Origin of the sequence: Vibrio sp. TRT 1302, assembly GCF_050113875.1 — a bacterium.
Classification (GTDB): Bacteria; Pseudomonadota; Gammaproteobacteria; order Enterobacterales; family Vibrionaceae; genus Vibrio.
Genome location: NZ_JBNJOF010000004.1, coordinates 162,363 through 181,729 on the forward strand (window position 1 = coordinate 162,363; position 19,367 = coordinate 181,729).

Annotated in this window: 19 protein-coding genes; 11 read left to right on the top strand and 8 right to left on the bottom strand. The window is 44.7% G+C overall.

Going from position 1 to position 19,367, the window contains the following annotated elements; genetic code table 11:
• Window positions 1-82 precede the first annotated feature (82 nt).
• Window positions 83-1,078: a zinc transporter ZntB gene (locus tag ACQEXP_RS07865; RefSeq protein ID WP_269374870.1), complete on the bottom strand. Its 996-nt coding sequence runs from the start codon at window positions 1,076-1,078 to the stop codon at window positions 83-85.
• 316 nt (window positions 1,079-1,394) lie between these two features.
• Here ACQEXP_RS07865 and maoP point away from each other — a divergent pair, with 316 nt between their 5' ends.
• From maoP to ACQEXP_RS07880, 3 genes are read left to right on the top strand one after another with little or no spacing between them, the layout of a single operon-like run.
• On the top strand, window positions 1,395-1,745 hold the full coding sequence (gene maoP / locus ACQEXP_RS07870) for a DUF413 domain-containing protein (protein ID WP_426969252.1): 351 nt from the start codon (window positions 1,395-1,397) through the stop codon (window positions 1,743-1,745).
• Window positions 1,745-2,785: a glutathione synthase gene (gene gshB / locus ACQEXP_RS07875; protein ID WP_269374872.1), complete on the top strand. Its 1,041-nt coding sequence runs from the start codon at window positions 1,745-1,747 to the stop codon at window positions 2,783-2,785. The genes maoP and gshB overlap by 1 nt, the downstream gene beginning before the upstream one ends.
• Complete coding sequence (locus ACQEXP_RS07880) at window positions 2,766-4,772, top strand: flavohemoglobin expression-modulating QEGLA motif protein (protein ID WP_426969254.1); 2,007 nt, start codon at window positions 2,766-2,768, stop codon at window positions 4,770-4,772. The genes gshB and ACQEXP_RS07880 overlap by 20 nt, the downstream gene beginning before the upstream one ends.
• A 161-nt stretch (window positions 4,773-4,933) precedes the next feature.
• Here ACQEXP_RS07880 and ACQEXP_RS07885 read toward each other — a convergent pair whose 3' ends face one another.
• The 4 genes from ACQEXP_RS07885 to ACQEXP_RS07900 form a co-directional block, all read right to left on the bottom strand.
• A complete protein-coding gene (locus ACQEXP_RS07885) occupies window positions 4,934-5,440 on the bottom strand; it encodes a DUF3087 domain-containing protein (protein WP_426969256.1) in 507 nt (168 codons plus the stop codon).
• 183 nt (window positions 5,441-5,623) lie between these two features.
• Complete coding sequence (dgcA, locus tag ACQEXP_RS07890; protein WP_426969258.1) at window positions 5,624-6,592, bottom strand: N-acetyl-D-Glu racemase DgcA; 969 nt, start codon at window positions 6,590-6,592, stop codon at window positions 5,624-5,626.
• A 14-nt stretch (window positions 6,593-6,606) separates the two neighbouring features.
• Window positions 6,607-7,614 (bottom strand): N-acetyltransferase DgcN, encoded by a 1,008-nt coding sequence (gene dgcN, locus ACQEXP_RS07895; RefSeq protein WP_426969260.1) that lies wholly within the window; start codon window positions 7,612-7,614, stop codon window positions 6,607-6,609.
• Between the two features lie 95 nt (window positions 7,615-7,709).
• A complete protein-coding gene (locus ACQEXP_RS07900; protein ID WP_426969262.1) occupies window positions 7,710-8,576 on the bottom strand; it encodes a LysR family transcriptional regulator in 867 nt (288 codons plus the stop codon).
• 322 nt (window positions 8,577-8,898) lie between these two features.
• On the opposite strand from ACQEXP_RS07900, the gene ACQEXP_RS07905 reads away from it, so the two are divergent.
• The 6 genes from ACQEXP_RS07905 to ACQEXP_RS07930 all read left to right on the top strand — a co-directional run bounded on the left by ACQEXP_RS07905 (window position 8,899) and on the right by ACQEXP_RS07930 (window position 14,909).
• Entirely contained in the window at window positions 8,899-10,491 is a 1,593-nt protein-coding gene (locus ACQEXP_RS07905; protein WP_426969480.1) for a phosphoethanolamine transferase, read from the top strand.
• 24 nt (window positions 10,492-10,515) lie between these two features.
• Window positions 10,516-10,890: a diacylglycerol kinase gene (locus ACQEXP_RS07910; protein WP_426969264.1), complete on the top strand. Its 375-nt coding sequence runs from the start codon at window positions 10,516-10,518 to the stop codon at window positions 10,888-10,890.
• Window positions 10,891-11,098: 208 nt separating this feature from the next.
• Window positions 11,099-11,776 (top strand): response regulator transcription factor, encoded by a 678-nt coding sequence (locus ACQEXP_RS07915; protein ID WP_426969266.1) that lies wholly within the window; start codon window positions 11,099-11,101, stop codon window positions 11,774-11,776.
• Window positions 11,773-13,041: a sensor histidine kinase gene (locus ACQEXP_RS07920; protein WP_426969268.1), complete on the top strand. Its 1,269-nt coding sequence runs from the start codon at window positions 11,773-11,775 to the stop codon at window positions 13,039-13,041. The genes ACQEXP_RS07915 and ACQEXP_RS07920 overlap by 4 nt, the downstream gene beginning before the upstream one ends.
• Before the next feature lie 210 nt (window positions 13,042-13,251).
• Window positions 13,252-14,070, top strand: coding sequence for a M14 family metallopeptidase (locus ACQEXP_RS07925; protein WP_426969270.1), 819 nt, complete (start codon window positions 13,252-13,254; stop codon window positions 14,068-14,070).
• 299 nt (window positions 14,071-14,369) lie between these two features.
• Window positions 14,370-14,909 (top strand): DUF3332 domain-containing protein, encoded by a 540-nt coding sequence (locus tag ACQEXP_RS07930; protein ID WP_269374882.1) that lies wholly within the window; start codon window positions 14,370-14,372, stop codon window positions 14,907-14,909.
• Between the two features lie 188 nt (window positions 14,910-15,097).
• Here ACQEXP_RS07930 and ACQEXP_RS07935 read toward each other — a convergent pair whose 3' ends face one another.
• Window positions 15,098-15,598 carry an N-acetyltransferase family protein gene (locus tag ACQEXP_RS07935; RefSeq protein WP_426969272.1) on the bottom strand — a complete coding sequence of 167 codons (501 nt, stop codon included), beginning with the start codon at window positions 15,596-15,598 and terminating at the stop codon, window positions 15,098-15,100.
• A 242-nt stretch (window positions 15,599-15,840) separates the two neighbouring features.
• Between ACQEXP_RS07935 and nfsA the strand changes: the two genes are divergently transcribed.
• Window positions 15,841-16,563, top strand: coding sequence for an oxygen-insensitive NADPH nitroreductase (gene nfsA, locus ACQEXP_RS07940; RefSeq protein ID WP_426969274.1), 723 nt, complete (start codon window positions 15,841-15,843; stop codon window positions 16,561-16,563).
• 101 nt (window positions 16,564-16,664) lie between these two features.
• Here nfsA and ACQEXP_RS07945 read toward each other — a convergent pair whose 3' ends face one another.
• Both ACQEXP_RS07945 and ACQEXP_RS07950 read right to left on the bottom strand, forming a co-directional pair.
• Window positions 16,665-17,009 carry a YajD family HNH nuclease gene (locus ACQEXP_RS07945; protein WP_426969276.1) on the bottom strand — a complete coding sequence of 115 codons (345 nt, stop codon included), beginning with the start codon at window positions 17,007-17,009 and terminating at the stop codon, window positions 16,665-16,667.
• Between the two features lie 439 nt (window positions 17,010-17,448).
• Complete coding sequence (locus tag ACQEXP_RS07950) at window positions 17,449-17,697, bottom strand: hypothetical protein (protein WP_426969278.1); 249 nt, start codon at window positions 17,695-17,697, stop codon at window positions 17,449-17,451.
• A gap of 138 nt (window positions 17,698-17,835) precedes the next feature.
• On the opposite strand from ACQEXP_RS07950, the gene ACQEXP_RS07955 reads away from it, so the two are divergent.
• Complete coding sequence (locus ACQEXP_RS07955; RefSeq protein ID WP_426969279.1) at window positions 17,836-19,239, top strand: HD-GYP domain-containing protein; 1,404 nt, start codon at window positions 17,836-17,838, stop codon at window positions 19,237-19,239.
• Window positions 19,240-19,367 lie beyond the last annotated feature (128 nt).

A 19,367-nucleotide genomic window follows, 5' to 3' on the forward strand; every position in this document is an offset into this window, starting at 1 on the left:
GTTAAAGCCCGTCTAGTCCACGGGCTTTTTTCACTTGTTCTGGCGGATCAGCGGTCATTATATCCAAGACAAGAGACGCTGATTAAAGCCACTTTTTCCACGACAGAAACGCTCCTAGTAACGCTGTACCACCAAAACAGATCGCCACAACAATCCAAAAGCCCATGCTATTTTCGACACCAGGCATCCCGCCGACATTGATCCCCATTAGTCCGGTAAAAAATCCCAGTGGCAAGAAAATAGCGGCAATCACCGTCAGGACATAGCTGCGATTGTTTAGCTGCTCAGAAATCCGACTGAGCAATTCCTCTTGCGCCATAGAAGCACGCTCTTTTATCGTATCGATATCTTCTACATAGCGAATTTGTCGGTCGGCGATACTACGCAACGCGAGCCGGTCAACATCACTCAGCCATTCCAGCTGTTCAACCGCAAGTCGGTTTAAAGCCTCTCTTTGCGGGGCAATATAACGTCGAATGCCGATACTTTGCTGTCTTAGACGAAGTAGCTGAGAACGAAGCTGCTTCGCATCACCATCTAATATGTTTTCCTCAACGCCTAACACGCTATCTTCTATGACGTTGATGGTATCGTTCATTCTCGCAACGATGCGGTCAGTCCATTCAATCAGCAACTCAGGGATGGTTGCAGGGCCTGCATTCTCATTAAGGTTGGCGACAATATCTTGTGTCGAAAGCAGCATTCTTTTTCTGCTACTGATTAAGATTTTGCCGTTCGTCCACAGCCTTACCGAGACCATATCTTCTGGATTGGAGCCAGGGTTGAGATTCACACCTCTCAGGATGAGCAAGAGGTTATTTACCCGAGTCAGCACATGCGGTCTGTTTTCACTGTTCAGCAAACCATCTACAGCTATCTCATTGAGTCCACTGCATCTTTTTATCCAGTCGTGCGCTTCTTGGTGACTGTAATCAAAATGCAGCCATAAGCCACTTTCTGATTCATCCCACTGATTGACTTCTTGCCATGACAATTTTCGACTACCGCCATTGCCATCAAGTAACAGCGCGTGAATTAAGCCTTCAGGTTCTTTGTCCGTCGTAACAAATCTCGACATTTTCCATTCCATTAATATCTATCATCGATAGCGAGTGAAACCACTAAGATTAACGCCATCTGTCGCGTTATTTACCGAAGTATATGTTTGCCTTGTACATCGATCCAACAGGAGATTTAACAAAACGCGAGAGTTGAGTCATTTGGCTAAGTTTAGTCTATTGTTTATTTGTTAATCGGGTAATTATGAAGGCGATCAAACAATGCAATTTAATCACAATACATTGTTATAACGACAAAAATAATTTGTTGTTAACTTTACCAAACTGCGAATATCTTTCGCATACCAATAACCCTACTTAATCGAGACGATTGCAATGTCTTTTCAAGAAATTCGACAAGGTAAAACGCACTTCTATGACAATGTCCATTTCTCACGTGGATTTTCTAAATCTGGAGACTTCACTCTGGCTGAAGATGAGCTACTCACGTTTTATGGAAAAACGTTACTCGGACTCGAAAGTGGTGAGTTAACTCCAGAGAATCAAGCTGAATCTGATTTCCTAGACGTTATTCAAGGAAAGAAAGAACCAACCACCAAGTTAGAGCGTACTTGGATGAAATACATAAAGCTTGCTCGTGGAAAAAAACGCTTCCATACATTAAACAGTAAACCAACAGTCTCTGATGATGACTATAACAACTATGACCTAGTAGAGGACGACTAATGCACATTTGTTTCCTTATGTACCCGTGGGAACGCGTGTGCCCAGAAACCGATACCACTCTTCGCCTTGTTCACGAATGCGCAGCACGCGGACATACCGTGGCGATCACAACGACCAGTGGACTGACTATTCGAGACAGCACTGTTTATGGTTTCTGCAACGTAATTAAGAAAGGTCAGAAGATCACGGACAAAATTCCGTCCTTCTACCGTCAAGTCGAGTTTTCCAAAGCGCGTCTGCCAATGGCCGGTTTTGACGTTATCTTTATGCGTGCCAATCCACCTTTGGACAACTTAGCGCTGAACTTTTTGGACTCGATTAAAGACGACACCTTGATCATCAATGACCTAGAAGGTCTGCGTCTAGCAAACAACAAACTGTACACCGCGAGTATGGGTGGCGCGGCTAGCGAATTCATTCCAGCCACTCACGTATCCAAAAATCGCGAATACCTACAGCGTGTTCTAGAAGAGAGCGACAGTGAAAAAATGATCCTCAAGCCACTTAACGGCTTTGGCGGTCATGGTGTTATCGTTATCGAAAAGAACGCCCGACAAAACTTCCGCTCTTTGCTCGACTTCTACATTGGTGAAGGCGATCAAAGCAACTATGTGATTCTTCAGGATTACATTGAAGGTGCCGAACTCGGTGACAAACGCATTTTAATGCTTAACGGTGAGCCAATAGGCGCAATGCGTCGTGTTCCAGCAAGTGGGGAGTTCCGCTCAAATGTACACGCAGGTGGTAAAGTGGTGAAGCACAGCATCACCAAAGAAGAAAAACGCCTCTGTGCCGCGATTGGTCCTAAACTGGTACGCGATGGTCTCTACTTCACAGGTCTGGATGTCATCGGTAATAAACTCGTTGAAGTTAACGTACTCAGCCCTGGCGGTATTATGCGCATCAACAAGTTAAATCGCGTACGTCTTCAGCGTCAGGTGATCGATTTTGTAGAAAACATTGTTAACTCAAAACACCTTCTGCAACAAAGAAAGAGCACCTTCCGCACAGCAGTTGAGAATGCTCACATTGAACCATAAGCAATACACTCTTAAAGAGATGCTCTCGCTGATCCAGCGAGGGCAACCTTTTTCAGGCGAACTTATTGATGCTGGATGCTTAGTCAAAATTGATGAGTATCTGCCAGTGGTTTGTACCGCGATTCACGCAGGCTCTCGTCTACGCGATGAACTGACCCACCGCTGCGTGCTCAATGAAACAGAACGTTTATTTGAGGAAGACCCTTTTACCGACGACATGATCGCGTCTCAGCCGATCACACTTGTTGGTCTAGATTCTCGCTTTGAGTACGATCTGAACCGTGCATTGACGTTAAGTACCTACTATAAGTCAGCGTGGAATCGTTTGGTGTGGAAGAAGCCGCTTAGTGATCGTCACCGTGCTGAAAGCCATCGCAAACACACGGCGTTTTACACTATCTATGAAGCCATCATTTCTAAGCTAGAATCGATGCACGATAGTGTTGTCGTGTTTGATATGCACTCTTACAACTACAAACGCCAGAAAAGTGATGCTCCGGTATTTAACATCGGAACCTCACAAATCGATATGGAGCGTTGGGGAACGGTCGTTCAACGTTTTTGTACTGAGCTCTCTAAAGTTACTTTGCCTAATTTGACCACCACCGCTGAAATTGACTCGGTATTTGAAGGTCGTGGGTATCTAATCTCACATACCAACGCACATTTTGACCGAACCTTGGTTCTTCCAACCGAAGTTAAAAAGGTCTTTATGGAAGAAGAGTCAGGGACACCTTTCCCCCTAGTACTTGAAGCTCTTCAGTCAGGTTTAAAGGAAGCGTTTAGCCAGACCAGTGCTTTTGTTCAGCGTAAGTTCAATAAAAAGCGTCGCACTAGCAAGGCAGACATGTTGAGTTCGAACATCGAACCTAACCTGCTAGCCCTCGACAAACAGTTGTATCAACTTGCGAGTAAAGTCGAAACACTGAAATATGTGAACCCGACGAACTTGCAAGCAGAGTTTAAACGTTTCGAAGCAGCGCCGAGTCGTTATAAGCCTAATTATCGCTATCGACAGTTGCCGATAAACGTCAACGAGTTTAAACAAAAACTCTACCGTTTGCCGATTGAGACCATTTCCGACCCGGATATGCGACATCTATACGGTGATATGGTGCAGAAGCTTAATGACAAAATGGACTTGCTGACGTCTGTTGGCAACGAAGCATTTTTGTATAACGCACTAAGATATCATGGTCGCCCAGACAATAAGGATTTGGATAACGCGCGCTTCCTGCTCTACGCAAAACTGCTCGAGGAAGACGTTAACGAGCATGTTGATTCGTCAGTCGCATTACAAAGACTCTCTCAGGCTGCCACTGAGATGGGAATGAGATGTAAGGTTACGGGTTCCAACACGCTTGCAGCGAAAGCGATGGTAACGGCAAACCCGCCTACTCTCTACGTAAATAGCAAAGCCAACTTTACCGATCGTGAGTTAGAGCGTTTAGCGCAGCATGAGCTGGGTGTGCATATGGCAACCAACTACAATGCGCGTATTCAACCGTTAAAAATCTTTCGCTTAGGGTTGCCCGGTTCGACGGTCTCGCAGGAAGGTTTGGCTATCTTGGCCGAATACAAGTCTGGTTACTTGTCTCATGAACGCCTTAATATGCTCGCTAAGCGCGTTCTCGCCGTGGATTCTATGCTAACAGAGCAGAACTTCTATCATACGTACAGCTATATTGTCGATGAGTTAAAACTCGATCGAGAGAGCGCGTTTTCATTAACGACTCGTGTTTATCGTGGTGGTGGTTTAACCAAAGATTATCTCTATCTGAAAGGCTTTTTACAGGCGTTACAAACCGAGAAATCTCGTCATATCGACAACTTGTATGTCGGCAAGTGTAGTTTCCGCTATCACGATTTGCTTGATGAGCTTATGAATCGCGGTTGGTTAAAGAAACCTATTTTCTTACCTACTGTCATCAATCAAGATGATAGCAATACCACGCTAGACTATCTGATTGAGTCTCTGGCGATCTAAGGTCATCGACAACCGACTATTTAACAGATAAAGCGAGCGTAATGCTCGCTTTTTGTTGCCTTCAAACCTGTCGTTACGAGCAGCGGACAAACATTCGTGCTCAGAAATAATTTGCGCGTTAAACGTCCGCTGTTCACTAACACTCAACGCACAGATGAGAGTTAAAACGACTTTAGAATCTCTGCGTGGTAGTTAGCAATATCCACCTCTACGCCAAACTCCTGCGCCCATTGTTCAAGCTCTCTTTGCGCCGACTCTAGGCTATTGATCGTTATGGTATTGTCATCCAACTGCCATAACTGACGTGAACCATCATAGCTGAACTGCAGTGCAAGCATTGCCTGTGGATTGCCCTCCTTTGCCGCAGCTTTCAGTGCTCTACTCTTGCGATAGATATGATTTAACGCCTGTTTAAGCTCCCACACATAAACGACTTCATGCATTTTGGGATGAGTTTTAAACTTGAGTAAAATAGTGACGACGAGTAACGCACTAACCACAACGCCAAGCAGATTCCAATGGAAGTGAGAGCCTGATTCGGCCGGAAAAAGATAAATTAATGTCTGTGATACAGCTAGGCTCGATAAGGCTAAAAAGGCGATGCATGAGACAATAACCACATTCAAACGTGAACGGTATAACTGCTTGTCGATTTGTTGTAGTTTCATCAATAGTCCATTGTGTTGAGTTTATTTACATGACGTCGAGAGACTTACGATTATACATTCTGAGGAGAATCAAATAAGCGATATTTTGTTGCAAATGGTGTGCTAATCCGTCATCTCTGGTAACAAACGACGTTCGGCACTTTATGAACAGAAAGTGCCGACCCAATTCGCCATCAACCACAGTCAGACAAGGTGAAGGCAGCCTGAGTGATATTCCAGACCATTGTCTATGTCTTTGCCAAGTAAGACAGGACCATCCAAGTCGACGATTTCAGCCCGCGTCGCAATGGGAAGCGCGGCTTTCATTGCCAATGATGTCCCCAACATACAACCGGTCATGATACTAAAACCGAGTTCTCTAGCCTGCTGCTCAAGTAACAAGGCTTCGGTCAAACCACCCGTTTTATCTAACTTAATATTGATCATTTCATAACGATCAACCAGATTGTCTAAGTCCACACGAGTATGGCAACTTTCATCAGCACACAAAGGGATAGGATGGGCAATCTGTGCCAATCGATCGTCATCGTCTGCAGGAAGGGGTTGCTCAATCATAGCGATGTTATAGGGAACTAGCTGTTCAAACAGTAACCCAAGATCAAGTGAGTGCCAGGCTTCATTTGCATCCAGAATCAAACGACACTCAGGTGCGACCTCTCTAATCGCCGCGACACGTTCGACGACACGTTCACTGTCTAGCTTCACTTTCAACAGTGATGCACCCTGATCGATGTACTCTTTCGCTTGCTTAGCCATTGTTCCCACATCCCCAATTGAGACCGTCATCGCTGTCTCGATCACGTCATTAACGGGGAAATATGGCGTCGGGAAACGCTGTCCTTCCAGTTGGCTAATAAGATCCCATAAGGCACAGTCGATGGCATTTCTTGCTGCCCCCGCGGGCCTAGTTTGTAATAGCACCTTAGCCATCTGTGGCGCTAACCCATTCAAGCTCTCTCGCCACCGCTCAATTTGTTCAATGACGGACTCTACACTCTCCTCGTATCTTGGATAAGGCGTACACTCACCTACCCCTTCAAGGCCTTGGTAACTGATGGTTACTCTCACCATGTGGCAATGCGTTCTGGCCCCTCTAGAAATAACAAATGGTGTGGCGAGCGCAACAGTGTAAGGTTCAGCATGTATCCTCATGAAATCACCCAGCGCTAAAAGCTTCTAATAATGTAGTGGGCAATAGACTCAATACCAAAGCGAATCGGATCGGTCACGGGTAAATTAAACTGCTCTTGCCAGTTGGCACAAAGTGCCCTCGCGTCATCTTCATCCAGAGCAGATGTGTTAAGGCTAATACCTGCCATTCTTGCGTTTGGATTGGTTAAGCGTGCGGCCGCTAGATTGGCTTCTATCGTTGCTGCAATCGAAGGCATTTGGCAGTGTGGCAAATGGCGAATGTGAGGACGATTAACCTCATGGCACAGCACTAACGCATCGGCTTGAGCGCCATGCAGCAACCCAAGGCTAACTCCAGCAAAGGATGGATTAAAGAGTGAACCTTGCCCTTCGATAATGTCCCACTCATGGTCATCAAACGCCGGACTGATCGCTTCTACCGCACCAGAAATAAAATCTGCCACCACAGCATCAATAGAGATGCCCGCTCCGGCAACTAAAATGCCGGTTTGGCCTGTGGCTTTAAAACGCGCGTCAACATCTTGCTCCTTCAGCGCTTTTTCTAACGCCAACGCTGTAAACATTTTTCCGACCGAGCAATCAGTCCCAACCGTGAGCAGGCGTTTTCCTTGGCGATCGATGGCATTACCTACGCTCAGAGGTGCGTCATAATGGCGTACATCGTGAAGTTTTGTTTTGCCCTCACGTTCGAGTTGTGCAAGTTGGGGAATATCTTTAAGCCTTGAGTGCATCCCAGAGGCAATATCAAACCCCATTTCAGCGGCTTCAACCAAGGTTTCTAACCAAGCTGGCGGAATAATGCCACCGGCGTTGGCTGTACCTATAACAAGAGATTTCGCACCAAGTTGTTTTGCTTGGTCTAAGGTTAGGTCGTCCAGTGATAAAGAGACGGTTTCAGGCGTTAACCTCAATTGCCCAATGCATAACTCCGGTCGCCAAAGAGCGATTCCTCGTGCAGTTTTAGCGGAAATAGGATCGGAAACATCACCGAGAAACAGTAAGTATGGTTGAGCGATAGACATGGCAAGTCCTTTGGTTGCTGAAGTATTGGCAACTAAAGTAAACGCTCAGAAATCCCTTTTCGAATACTGATTTGTCTGCTCCCTATAACCTTGAGTTATAGGCTCTGTTTTAACTGCTCAACAAACCACTTCGCGGCGATGCTCATTGGCGAATGTTCTGCATACAACAAGGATACGGATATCTCGATGGTAGGATTGAGCGACACGGAGTGAACACGATGCTGATACTGGCGTGCGGTCCATGGGTCAACGACAGCACAGCCTAAACCTTGTGCGACTAATTCAGCCGCGGCACTGTAATTTCGAACCGTGACTTGAGGGTGATACTCAGGGACCAGAGCGTGAATCGCTTGACTGAGCTGCAAGCCTAAAGGGTCACGGCTATAGAGCGCGATTAGAGGCATGCTTTCACCCAATAGATAATCGAGGCTTACGCTCTCCTGCTTGGGTTGTTGCAAAGGCATTATCGCAACCATTTCCGTAGTCAACAGAGTCTGTTGTATTAACGAAGCAGGCGTATCGTTGCCAAAGCAAACCGCCAAATCGAGTTGATGCTTGAGCAATGCATCACAAAGTTCATCTTGGTTTCCCGTCGACATCTCGATGCTGTAATCACTGCACTTGCAGATATCAGCAATAATTGGCGCCAACATCGCTGAAGAAAGAATCGGTGTCGCACCAATAGACAGGTGCTTGTCTCCGGCCTTAATCCGTTTAGTTAGGTTCCTGAACTGTCCCAGTTGCTGGTAAATCTTCTCTGCTTCAGGGAGCAACAGTTGTGCTTCACGGGTTGGCACTAAGCGTCCCTTAACTCGTTCAAACAAGGCGAATCCCTGCTGCTGTTCAGTATGCGCCAAAACCCGTGTCACGTTAGGCTGTGAGACGTGAAGTTGTTTGGCAGCCGCCGATATAGTGCCGCATTTCATTACGGCGTAGAAGATTTCAAGCTGTCTTAGATTCACTTTCTGCTCTGCTTATTATTACTATTTGGCCTGCTCCCCCTCCGTCAACATGGGCGAGTCAAACTCTGGAGAGACTGAGTTAAACATTTTGCGCCATCACTATGCCATGATACGCGCTATCTCGCACCAGAATCCGTTTCTCCTACACTAACGTGTATCTAATCGCCCGCGTTTATAACGTCAGTTTCCCAATCGACATTTTTTTCACATCACGCTTGAGACACTCATCACCAATAACTACCAAGAATTCCAAAACTCGAAATCAGGTTTATTGTTTATGATAAGTTCAAGAGCATTACCTTTCCGCCGTATAGAGATGAACATGACGACGCTTATTGTCTTGTGCGCACTCTACTTTGGCACAGTAATGAACTATCCCGTTCTAAAAACGATTTTCAATCTTAGCGCCAATGTTTCTAACCCTTTGTTTGCCTATACCGCGCCGGTATTGCTTACCTGTGCATTTATCATCATTTTTTCAATGTTCGCTTGGCCCTATTTTTTCAAACCATTCATGATGTTCGTCATACTCACCTCGGCTGGCGCTCTTTATGCCGAAGTCAACTTCCAGACACTGTTTGACTACACCATGATGGAGAGTGTGTTTGAAACAAACTCAACTGAGATCTCTTTCTACTTAAATATGACCACCGTGCTTTATTTGTTGGGCTTTGGCGTCTTCCCATGTCTCTTTTTGGCGTTGGTTCGTATTACTCCGCACCGTAATTGGAAGAGTGCGTTTGTCGCCAGAGTTGGCATTTTGCTAATTGCTGTTGTCGGTATCGGACTCATCGCAGAGACCTGTTATAAAGATTATGCATCGGTAGGAAGAAACAACCACTACCTAAGTAAGATGATCATTCCTGCTCATATTTTTAATGGCGCCAAGTACATCAACAGAACGTACTTTGAAACAAAGCTGGCGTATCAACCATTAGGTACAGATGCACAAGTAGAGGCAACACCTAATGGAAAACCAACGCTCATGGTGGTTGTGCTCGGAGAGACTGCCCGAGCGATGAACTTTGCTTACAATGGTTACAGTAGAAATACCAACCCCTACACGAAAGAAAAAGGACTGATCGCCTTTCAGGATGTGTCGTCATGCGGCACATATACCGCACTCTCTGTGCCTTGTATGTTCTCTAACATGACCCGAGACTCTTACAACAAACCTCGTGCGTCCGCGCAAGATAATGTCCTCAATGTTCTGCAACATGCAGGTGTAGATGTACTGTGGATCGATAATGATGGCGGCGACAAAGGGGTTGCAAAGAACCTAGCCTATACCGCTATCAATGCTTCTTTAAAGAACGAGGACTGCAACGGTTCGACCTGCTTTGACGTTGCCATGCTCAAAGATGCTCAGGACTTTATCGATAACGGTCTGCGCAACAAACTGCTGGTATTACATACGATTGGTAGCCACGGCCCGACATACTGGCAGCGATACCCAGATGCGCAAGCACCATTCCAACCCGCTTGTAACCGCAGCGATATCGAGAATTGTAATGACCAGCAAATTGTGAATGTCTATGACAACACCCTAGTCTATACAGATTACGTGCTCGCTCAGGTTATCGACGAGTTACAAAGCGTCTCTGACCAATACAACGTCATGATGACATACATTTCAGATCATGGTGAATCACTTGGCGAGAACGGGTTATATCTGCACGGTACGCCTTATGCTATTGCACCCAAAGAGCAGACTCATGTTCCATGGTTTATGTGGATGCCAGATCAATATGCCCAGCAAAAAGGGATAAACAAAACGTGTTTGGAGCGTAAAGCCAAAGATAGCATCCTGTCGCATGACAACTTTTTTCATAGCTTACTGGGCTTATATGGTGTTCGTTCCCAAGTCCATGATGCAGAACTGGATATTACCCAAACATGTCAAACAATTTCATAATGTTAGCCTAAGAGTGATTAAGATATGGAACAACAATTAGTCATCCGACGCACAGGTATCCTACGCATTATCTATACCCTTGTTCATAGCTATAATGGCTTCAAATGGTTATGTAAAAATGAAGCGGCATTCCAACAGGAACTCGCGCTATTTGTTCCCCTTACTGTGTTTGCATTCTGGCTTGACCTCCCCACTATGCAAACCTTACTGGTAATACTGAGCATGGTTTTTGTCCTGTTCGCAGAAATGGTCAATACCGCAATCGAAGCCGTCGTTGACCGAATTAGTCTCGACTACCACCTGTTATCCGGTGTCGCTAAGAATATAGGTTCTGCTCTTGTTCTACTGAGCATGTTATCCAGTTTAGCCGTTTGGGGAACCGTGCTGTGGTTACGGTGACTCGATCGGTTGAAACTTAGATTTAGAGGATGATAAACCGCACCACTAATGCGACATTAATAACGCCAGATAATTCTATCTGGCGTTGCTATTTCCTGCACGATGGCTTTAGATGCTATTGTTCAAGTAATAAGATAAATCACTTTATCCAACCCCAACTGGGTGATTAAATTGAAACTAAGCTTGCGTTAACTTATTGAGTATAAATGTGAAAAAAATATTGCTGGTCGAAGACAATAGAGAAATTGTCGGTATTTTGTTTGACTATTTCGAAAGTGAAGGGACGATAATAGATTACGCTGATAATGGCGAACTCGGATTGAAACTCGCGTTGGAAAACACCTTCGATGTGATCATTCTTGACCTTATGCTCCCTCGCATGAGTGGTTTGAGTGTGTGCGAAAAACTCAGAGAAGCCGGCAACGTCACGCCTGTACTCATGCTCACTGCGCTAGACAGCCGCGAAGATATGCTAAGTGGATTCAAATACGGTGCCGACGAGTACGTAACCAAGCCGTTTGATCTTGAAATACTTGAAGCCCGTTTGCATGCGCTTATCAAGCGCTATCGCAGAACCGTTGCAGATACTTGGCTTGAATTCGCCAATCTACGTATCGATCAAAAAACTCATCAAGCTTACCGAGATGGCATAAAGTTGACTCTCAACCCTACGACATACGCAATACTGGAACTGCTGTGCCAGCGAGCTCCTGACGTTGTCACACGGGAGGAAATTATCTCTATGCTTTGGCAAGATAACGAGCCTGACACCGATATCTTACGTAGCCATATTTACAATCTTCGTAACCAGTTAGACAAACCTTTTGGTTCTTCTATGCTCGTCACCGTTCCCAAAGTAGGCTTTCGTTTGGAAAAAGCATTATGAGACCAATCAACAGCACCAGTACTCGCACACTTACCAGCCAGCTGGTATTTTTCTTTACCTCTGTCGCCTTAATCATGGGCTTCGCAAGCTATATTATCTTCTATGCGGCTCTGCATTGGTCTGAGGATAAAGTGGGAGAGCGGCGTATTGAAATAGATAAGAATGAAGCGATTCATCGTTTTCTTCACGGTGAACAAGGCGAGATAACGATAGACATCCTTACGCGAGCCTATGACGACATTAACCTAGTGCCTGAAAGTTACCGCAGACAGTTTGAAGGCAAAGAGGAGTTCGTTGGGGAAGTCGGTAGCGGTGAAGAATCACGCATGCTCTACTTTGGCTATTACATGAAGGACGGCTCCAAGCATCCCGTCATTTTGGTCTCTGACATCAATCAAATTGAGTTTGGGTTATCTGAAACCATCTTTGCCAGCCTTATTGTCATCACCAGCATCGCCGGGCTATTGGTCATATTCGGTGCCCTGCTTTCACGCATGTCACAGCGTTTAATCGCTCCACTTATTCACTTGACTGAGCGATTAACTGAACAAAGCGGCAACTCAGCACATCGATTCGAAATACCATCAGGTGCCGCATCAGAATTTCAAATACTGGCCAATCAACTCAATAAAGACCGCCTTGAAATCCATAGCTTACTTAAACGCGAACAAGCTTTCGCCCGTTACGCCAGCCATGAATTAAGAACGCCGCTAACCATTGTAAAAGGAGCGAGCAAGCTGTTAGAACGTAATTCATCTGATGAATTTCAACAGCGTCAAATCCAGCGTATCAACGAAGCAACTACCCAAATGAGTACTATGGTCGATGCTCTACTTGGCCTTGTTCGCTATGAACGTAGTGATGCAGACGCGGCGGTTAGACAGGTCGATAGAGCCGAATTTGAAGCCATTATCGAAACCAATACCGCTCAAGCCAAAGATAAAAGCATTGAGACAGCATTAATATTCCACCAAGCACCACAACTCAAAGCCGCACCAGCTGTGCTCAACATGGTGATTGGAAACCTGATCCGAAATGCCATTGCCGCATCTGACCAAGGAACAGTGACGCTTGAGGTCTCAGAGCAATCCATCAAGGTGACGGACGAAGGTACGGGACTGCACAGTACTTCAAACCATGATGGACATGGATTGGGGCTACTTATCGTCGAAGACCTCTGCCATCGATATGGTTGGACATTCACCATCGAGAATAGGATGACGACAGGTTGTGAGGCACGAATTTCGTTTAACCCTTTCTCTTAACTAAGCGTTAAGCCGCAATAATAGATATATCGTTATGCGAATGCAGAAGATAACCATTGCCTTAGCGATAAGCTCTCCCAGACGACCCAAAGATGGGGGAGCGAGTTCCCACCACTCTACCCTACGCTATCCTTTTGAATCTACTTCACTTCCTTAGTTTTGCTGGTATGCTGACAACGTTCAAGACAAATTTTTAACAAGGACGTAACAATGGCCCAATCTACTGCCTTAGCCTATCAATGGCATAGTGAGATTTTTGAGTGTCAAACTAACGATATTGATCGTTTTTACCATTTGTTGGAACAACAGATAGAGCGCCTTGGTCTCTCCAAGAGCATATTAGGAACCTCAGGTGAATATCCTGTATGCCTCTTACAATCATCACAACACATTGCCTCTAATCCTAACTTGATGATTAGCGCTGGGTTTCATGGCGAAGAGGCTGCCGGACCATGGGGATTACTGCATTTTCTATCGAGTTTAGATCAACCTCTTTTCGCCCAAGTGAATCTGAGCTTACTGCCACTGGTCAACCCTACTGGCTTTGCCATTGGTCAACGATTTAATCAGCGTGGCGAAAACCCTAACCATGGATTTTACCTTGAAGATGGTACTCCGACGTCAGGTCGAGGAACATCCATCGAAGCAAAGATACTGATGGATCATACAGAGACCCTGTTGTCAGCGAGTCGAGATGGAATACTGACCTGCCATGAAGATGTGTTATTGACAGATACCTACATCTATTCATTCGAACCACAACAAACTCCGGGGCGTTTCAGCGAAAACTTGAGAGATACTCTCGGACAGTTCTTTCCTATCGCAGCAGACGGGGAGATTGATGATTGTCCGGTTCAAAATGGCATTATTTTCAACCATTTTGACACCTCGTTTGAATCATTCCTAGTGCAGCAAGGAAGCCGCTTCGGCTGCTGTAGTGAAACGCCTGGTCAACAGAATATCGACCAGCGCATTTTGGCCAATGCAGCAATAATGACGGAGTTTGTGAACATCGTTAGACGCGCCTAGTGATCATTGCCCTTTAGATATAACAGCGAGCCTATTGAGCTCGCTTTTTTCACCCTCGCACCAATACGACCGCATAGCAGATGCCCACTTGTTGATAAATTATCAACGACTAGCCAAGCAATGAAGTTTCTTGATGATTCGTTTAAGAGACAAAATCACGTCAACGGAACGTTTAAAATTTGGGACTACTAGTACAATTTTGAAAATTACTTCTAAATTATTGATGCGCATAACATATGCAACTCAACTATTACACTACGCTTGTTATTGATTGTTATCGAAAATAGTTAGAGGGATTTATGAAATCAACAATAGCAAAAGTAGTGGCGTTGTCGGCAGTAGCAATTAGCTTGTCCGGTTGTGTAGGCAGTAATGCGGTGACAGGAATGTTGATGAAATTCAACGTTGAAGCGGTCGACAACCGCTATGCTAGGGGCGGACTCAATATGCTGCTAGCGCCAGTTTACGGTATCACGGTAGCAGCGGACTATTTAATCTTTAACTCTCTTGAGTTTTGGACTGGTAAGAACCCATTAAATGGCAAGCCGCACATTTTCGATACTAAGACTGAAACCATGATTGATATTAATGACAATCTTGATGATTCGTTAAAAGAAGCGCCTATCGCTCCAATTAGCCAATTCCGCACCATTGAGCGCGGTCATATGCAGTCATTAGATGCGAATACCATTCAAATGGATATTACTTACAATAACGGTGAGCGAGCGACTCTTATTGGTGTTAAAGAAGGCGAGAAAGTTTCTTACTTCATCGATGGAGAGTTAGTGGCTGAGACCAGCCTACAAGAGCTTGAAGACTATTTAGCAACTCAAGCCTAACGTGATGACCTCGGATATCTAGACGTTTACGCTCTGGCAAATATCCCCTCGTTGTTATCCAAAGCCACGGGCACTGCCTGTGGCTTTGTTTCATCTGTAGAGTCACGCTCATTTGTACTTTACTAATCGAGACTAATTTCATAAGCGTAAGGAACCTCAATTTCTTGCTAATTTTCGATTTTCAACAGCTACAAAAACTTCTCTATAATAATTTCGTCTACGTATTTCCCGCAAACTTTCGCATGTTTCTTCGCTGTGCCCACAACTTCAAAACCTTGTTTAAGGTAAGCGGCTAAAGCACGTTCATTGTCACTACGCACGTACGCGAATACCTTTTCATAACCCTTCTGCTTTGCAACTTCAAATGTCGAACTAAAAAGCTGTTTAGAAACACCTTGGCCACGAGCCGTTTCACACACAAACGTACCAATAACGCCAACATGGTCAAAAGCTTTTGTGTATTGTGCAAACGGTTCTATATTTTGAAAACCAATGACTGTGGCGTCCTTTTCGGATAAAGCCACTGTAAACACACCACGCTCAGGAAAATTAGTAATGAATGCTTTTTCTTCTTCGGGTGTAAAAGTCTTGTCCAATACAGTGTATAAACCTTCAGTAATGATTGGGTTGAGAACATTTGTAATGCCTTTAGCATCTCCTACCGTAACCTGACGTACAACTAAACTCATGCAACTTAACTCCTATTATAATTAGAGTTGTTTTGTACATGAGTGGAACTTTTTCGGCAACTACTAACGAATGATATAAACTCCCTCCACCTAAGCCACACAGTGTCATAACCGACCCTTAATACGTCGTATAAACAATACGTTATCTAGCCCTCTTAATTTTTCGATTTACGCAGCCACGACAACTCGCTATGGTGAAGTCGTACCCTGTCAGAATCAAAATCAAAGGATGTATTTTCATCATGAACAGTACAATAGAAACCATTCTCGGCCATCGTTCCATTCGCAAGTTCACTCCAGAGCCGATTGAATATGACCAATTGCAAACCATCATTCAGGCGGGTCTTGCGGCTTCTTCGTCTAGTATGTTGCAGGTAGTCTCAATTATCCGAGTGACGGACAACGAGAAACGTAAGCTGTTGGCACAATACGCGGGTAATCAAGCCTATGTCGAGAGTGCGGCAGAGTTTCTGGTGTTTTGTATTGATTATCAACGCCATTCAACCATCCGACCTGATGTGCAAGTGGATTTTACAGAGCTAACGCTTATCGGTGCGGTTGATTCTGGCATCATGGCCCAAAACTGTTTATTAGCAGCAGAATCTTTGGGGTTAGGTGGGGTATATATTGGCGGTTTAAGAAACAATGCTGAACGTGTGGATGAACTGCTCGGCTTACCAAGCCACACCGCAATTCTGTTTGGCATGTGTCTAGGACACCCAGACCAACAACCGGAGGTGAAACCGAGACTGCCAATCAATGTCGTCATGCACGAAAACCAGTATCAAGCGCTCAATCTTGATGCTATTCACGACTACGACCAAGCCATGCAAGAGTACTACTCAAGCCGCTCTAGCAACCAGAAGCAAAGCACATGGTCACAAGAAGTCACTGGTAAGCTCGCTGGGGAATCTCGTCCTCATATTCTCCCCTACCTAAACAGTAAAGGGTTGACAAAACGATAGAACAACAGCGTTTTATAAGGCCTCAGTGAGGCCTTAAATGCAATCGAAGACGATTAAACTCTCAAGTCACTCGCCCATCACTTTCACCAACAACTGTTACATCACTTCTTCATCATTTTTGCCAAATCAGCAAATGGATTGTATGTCGCCCCTTGGTGTTCATCTTCACCTGGTTTTATTTCACTACCGTAACGTTCATGTTCAAGGTATTTACTGTGTTCATGATCGTGGCAATAGAGGCAAAGCAACTCCCAGTTGCTCCCATCTTCAGGGTTATTCGTGTGGTCATGATCTTTGTGGTGAACGGTCAATTCGCGCAGATTTGAGTAAACGAACTCTCTCGCACATCTGCCGCATACCCACGGATAGAGTTTTAGCGCTTTCTCTCGATAACCCGCTTCTTTACGTGCGTAATTGGCGCTGGTTCCGTAATGGTCTGATGACATTTTTGTCCCCTAGGTAATTGATTACATCTGATGCTAGCACGAGTACAAACTGGACTAAAGTGACCAACGTTAAGCTTGAAGAGACTATTTGCAAACTTGCATTTATATTGTTCAAAAAATCTAGATCAACATAGGTTGGATAAGAGGTTTCCTTCGCCAGCTCATGCATTGACTGAGTTCTCTCCTCCACCTTAACAGAACGCGACACTGATCAATCATTTCAAATCATGTGTATAGGTTCTACTCCATTCATTGTGATCAAAAATAGAGCTATCTTTAATTTATTAAACCTGTATAGTGGCTCTTGCTCTGACACAGAGTTGTTTAAAGATAAAAATTATTAACCAAGTTTTCCAGCGTCATTCCTAGCAAGTTTCTCTCTGTATCTCCCTAATTCTCTATCCAAAAAATAATACCCATGTTCAGTGCACCTTAATTCTCAAATAAAAAAGGCGTATGGTATGTCAAATAAAAATACCGCTGTTATTAATTTCTCTAGCAGCAATAAAACCAAAACAAAAAAGACTTCAAACAATAAAAAGCCAGTAAAAAATTTACTGCAAAGAATAACAAGCGGCCAAAGCGGTGTCGTTTTAGATGTGTTATTTTGATAAGCCATCGAAGCAACAAAGTAGCGACGATTTAAACTAAACAAAGCCAGCCCTCTAATAAAAACCAAGCTAATCATTGCTCTTTTCTTTAAATACCTGCTTCACAAAACAGACCAAGAACACCGCTATTACAGTGTGTTATTGTTTATTTGTCCTTAGGTTTTAGTGCAAGATTGCACTATAATTTTTGTTTCAATCGTGAAAAGTAGAGTGCAATGTTACTACAAGGTTCAAATCTCAATATGCCTCTGGCTGAGCTCGTTTCGTCACTGACACTAGCGTTAGATATGACGGAGGGACAGCCCGCAGAACACAGTATGCGTTGCTGCTGGATTGGAATGCATATTGGTGAGCGAATGAGACTTTCAACATCTGAGCTCTATGACCTTTATTTTACGTTACTTCTCAAGGATGCAGGCTGTAGCAGCAATGCAGCGCGTATCTGTGAACTCTACGCAACCGATGATCTCACGTTTAAGCAACGCTATAAGACTGTCGGTACCAGTCTAACGAGCGCGATTAATTTCGTACTAAAAAATGCAGGCTCGGGAGAGAATTGGCACAAGCGTATCTCAACCACTATCGATATTTTGAAAAACGGTACAGATTACGCTCAAGAGCTGATTCAAACGCGTTGTACAAAAGGGGCCGAAGTGGCTCGTGAACTCTTGTTCAGCGAAGATGTGGCACTGGGAATACGTCATTTGGATGAGCACTGGGACGGTTCAGGCCGTCCGGATAGATTGATGCATGACCAAATCCCACTGTTTTCGCGAATTGCCCTCCTCGCTCAAGTGATGGATGTTTTTCAACACGAACATGATTTGAATATTGCATTTTCTGAACTGGAAAGTCGCTCTGGAAACTGGCTAGATCCTCACTTAGTGGCTATCTCTAAGCAGTTGAAAAACAATCCTGACTTCATAGAAGCGCTCAATGCACCATCTATCGTTCCTTTCGTGCTCGCTATGTCACCCGCCCAAGCGATGATTCCTTTAGATGATGATTACTTCGATCGAATTGTGACTGCTTTTGGCAAAATCATCGATGCCAAAAGTCCCTTTACCTCCGGACACAGTTCCAGAGTGGCCGTGTTTAGTACACTCATTGCCGAAGAGCTCAATATAGACCAAGAGGATCGACTATGGCTGAAACGTGCAGCACTCTTACATGATCTAGGTAAACTTGGGGTAAGTAATACTATCTTGGATAAACCAGGAAAGTTGGATGAAGATGAGTGGGCACAAGTACAAAATCATGCGGTGTTTACCAGAGAGATCATTGCTAAGATCTCTCCACTCAAACAATTTGCCAAAATGGCAGCGGCTCATCATGAAAAATTAGATGGAACCGGCTACCCCGATCGACTGGTTGCCGACGAAATCTCTATGATGACGCGGATCATTACCACAGCGGATATTTTCGATGCCATTACGGCGGAGCGCCCTTACCGAGCGGCTATCCCCATTCCTAAAACCTTAGAGATCATGGAAGAAAATGTTGGTACAGCCATCGACCCATTATGCTTTGAGGCGTTAAAAACGGCACTCAGCAAACTGCCTGAAAAGTATATGAAAGATATTGGTATGAGTGCGGTTCCGCCGTCACCAATGCTCTAAACCAATGAGTAAAAGCGTTAAAAACCGTCTTGGATGATGAATCCGCTCGGGTTAAGCAAATTTCGTTAATCGAAAAAGATCCCCAATATTCCACAAATTCACCACCTATATTAGAAACCTCGCAAGCA

Coding starts and splice junctions, on each gene's coding strand:
- ACQEXP_RS07865 (WP_269374870.1), bottom strand. CDS start 1,078: ATGTCGAGATTTGTTACGACGGACAAAGAACCTGAAGGCTTAATTCAC.
- maoP (WP_426969252.1), top strand. CDS start 1,395: ATGTCTTTTCAAGAAATTCGACAAGGTAAAACGCACTTCTATGACAAT.
- gshB (WP_269374872.1), top strand. CDS start 1,745: ATGCACATTTGTTTCCTTATGTACCCGTGGGAACGCGTGTGCCCAGAA.
- ACQEXP_RS07880 (WP_426969254.1), top strand. CDS start 2,766: ATGCTCACATTGAACCATAAGCAATACACTCTTAAAGAGATGCTCTCG.
- ACQEXP_RS07885 (WP_426969256.1), bottom strand. CDS start 5,440: ATGAAACTACAACAAATCGACAAGCAGTTATACCGTTCACGTTTGAAT.
- dgcA (WP_426969258.1), bottom strand. CDS start 6,592: ATGAGGATACATGCTGAACCTTACACTGTTGCGCTCGCCACACCATTT.
- dgcN (WP_426969260.1), bottom strand. CDS start 7,614: ATGTCTATCGCTCAACCATACTTACTGTTTCTCGGTGATGTTTCCGAT.
- ACQEXP_RS07905 (WP_426969480.1), top strand. CDS start 8,899: ATGACGACGCTTATTGTCTTGTGCGCACTCTACTTTGGCACAGTAATG.
- ACQEXP_RS07910 (WP_426969264.1), top strand. CDS start 10,516: ATGGAACAACAATTAGTCATCCGACGCACAGGTATCCTACGCATTATC.
- ACQEXP_RS07920 (WP_426969268.1), top strand. CDS start 11,773: ATGAGACCAATCAACAGCACCAGTACTCGCACACTTACCAGCCAGCTG.
- ACQEXP_RS07925 (WP_426969270.1), top strand. CDS start 13,252: ATGGCCCAATCTACTGCCTTAGCCTATCAATGGCATAGTGAGATTTTT.
- ACQEXP_RS07930 (WP_269374882.1), top strand. CDS start 14,370: ATGAAATCAACAATAGCAAAAGTAGTGGCGTTGTCGGCAGTAGCAATT.
- ACQEXP_RS07935 (WP_426969272.1), bottom strand. CDS start 15,598: ATGAGTTTAGTTGTACGTCAGGTTACGGTAGGAGATGCTAAAGGCATT.
- nfsA (WP_426969274.1), top strand. CDS start 15,841: ATGAACAGTACAATAGAAACCATTCTCGGCCATCGTTCCATTCGCAAG.
- ACQEXP_RS07945 (WP_426969276.1), bottom strand. CDS start 17,009: ATGTCATCAGACCATTACGGAACCAGCGCCAATTACGCACGTAAAGAA.
- ACQEXP_RS07950 (WP_426969278.1), bottom strand. CDS start 17,697: ATGATTAGCTTGGTTTTTATTAGAGGGCTGGCTTTGTTTAGTTTAAAT.
- ACQEXP_RS07955 (WP_426969279.1), top strand. CDS start 17,836: ATGTTACTACAAGGTTCAAATCTCAATATGCCTCTGGCTGAGCTCGTT.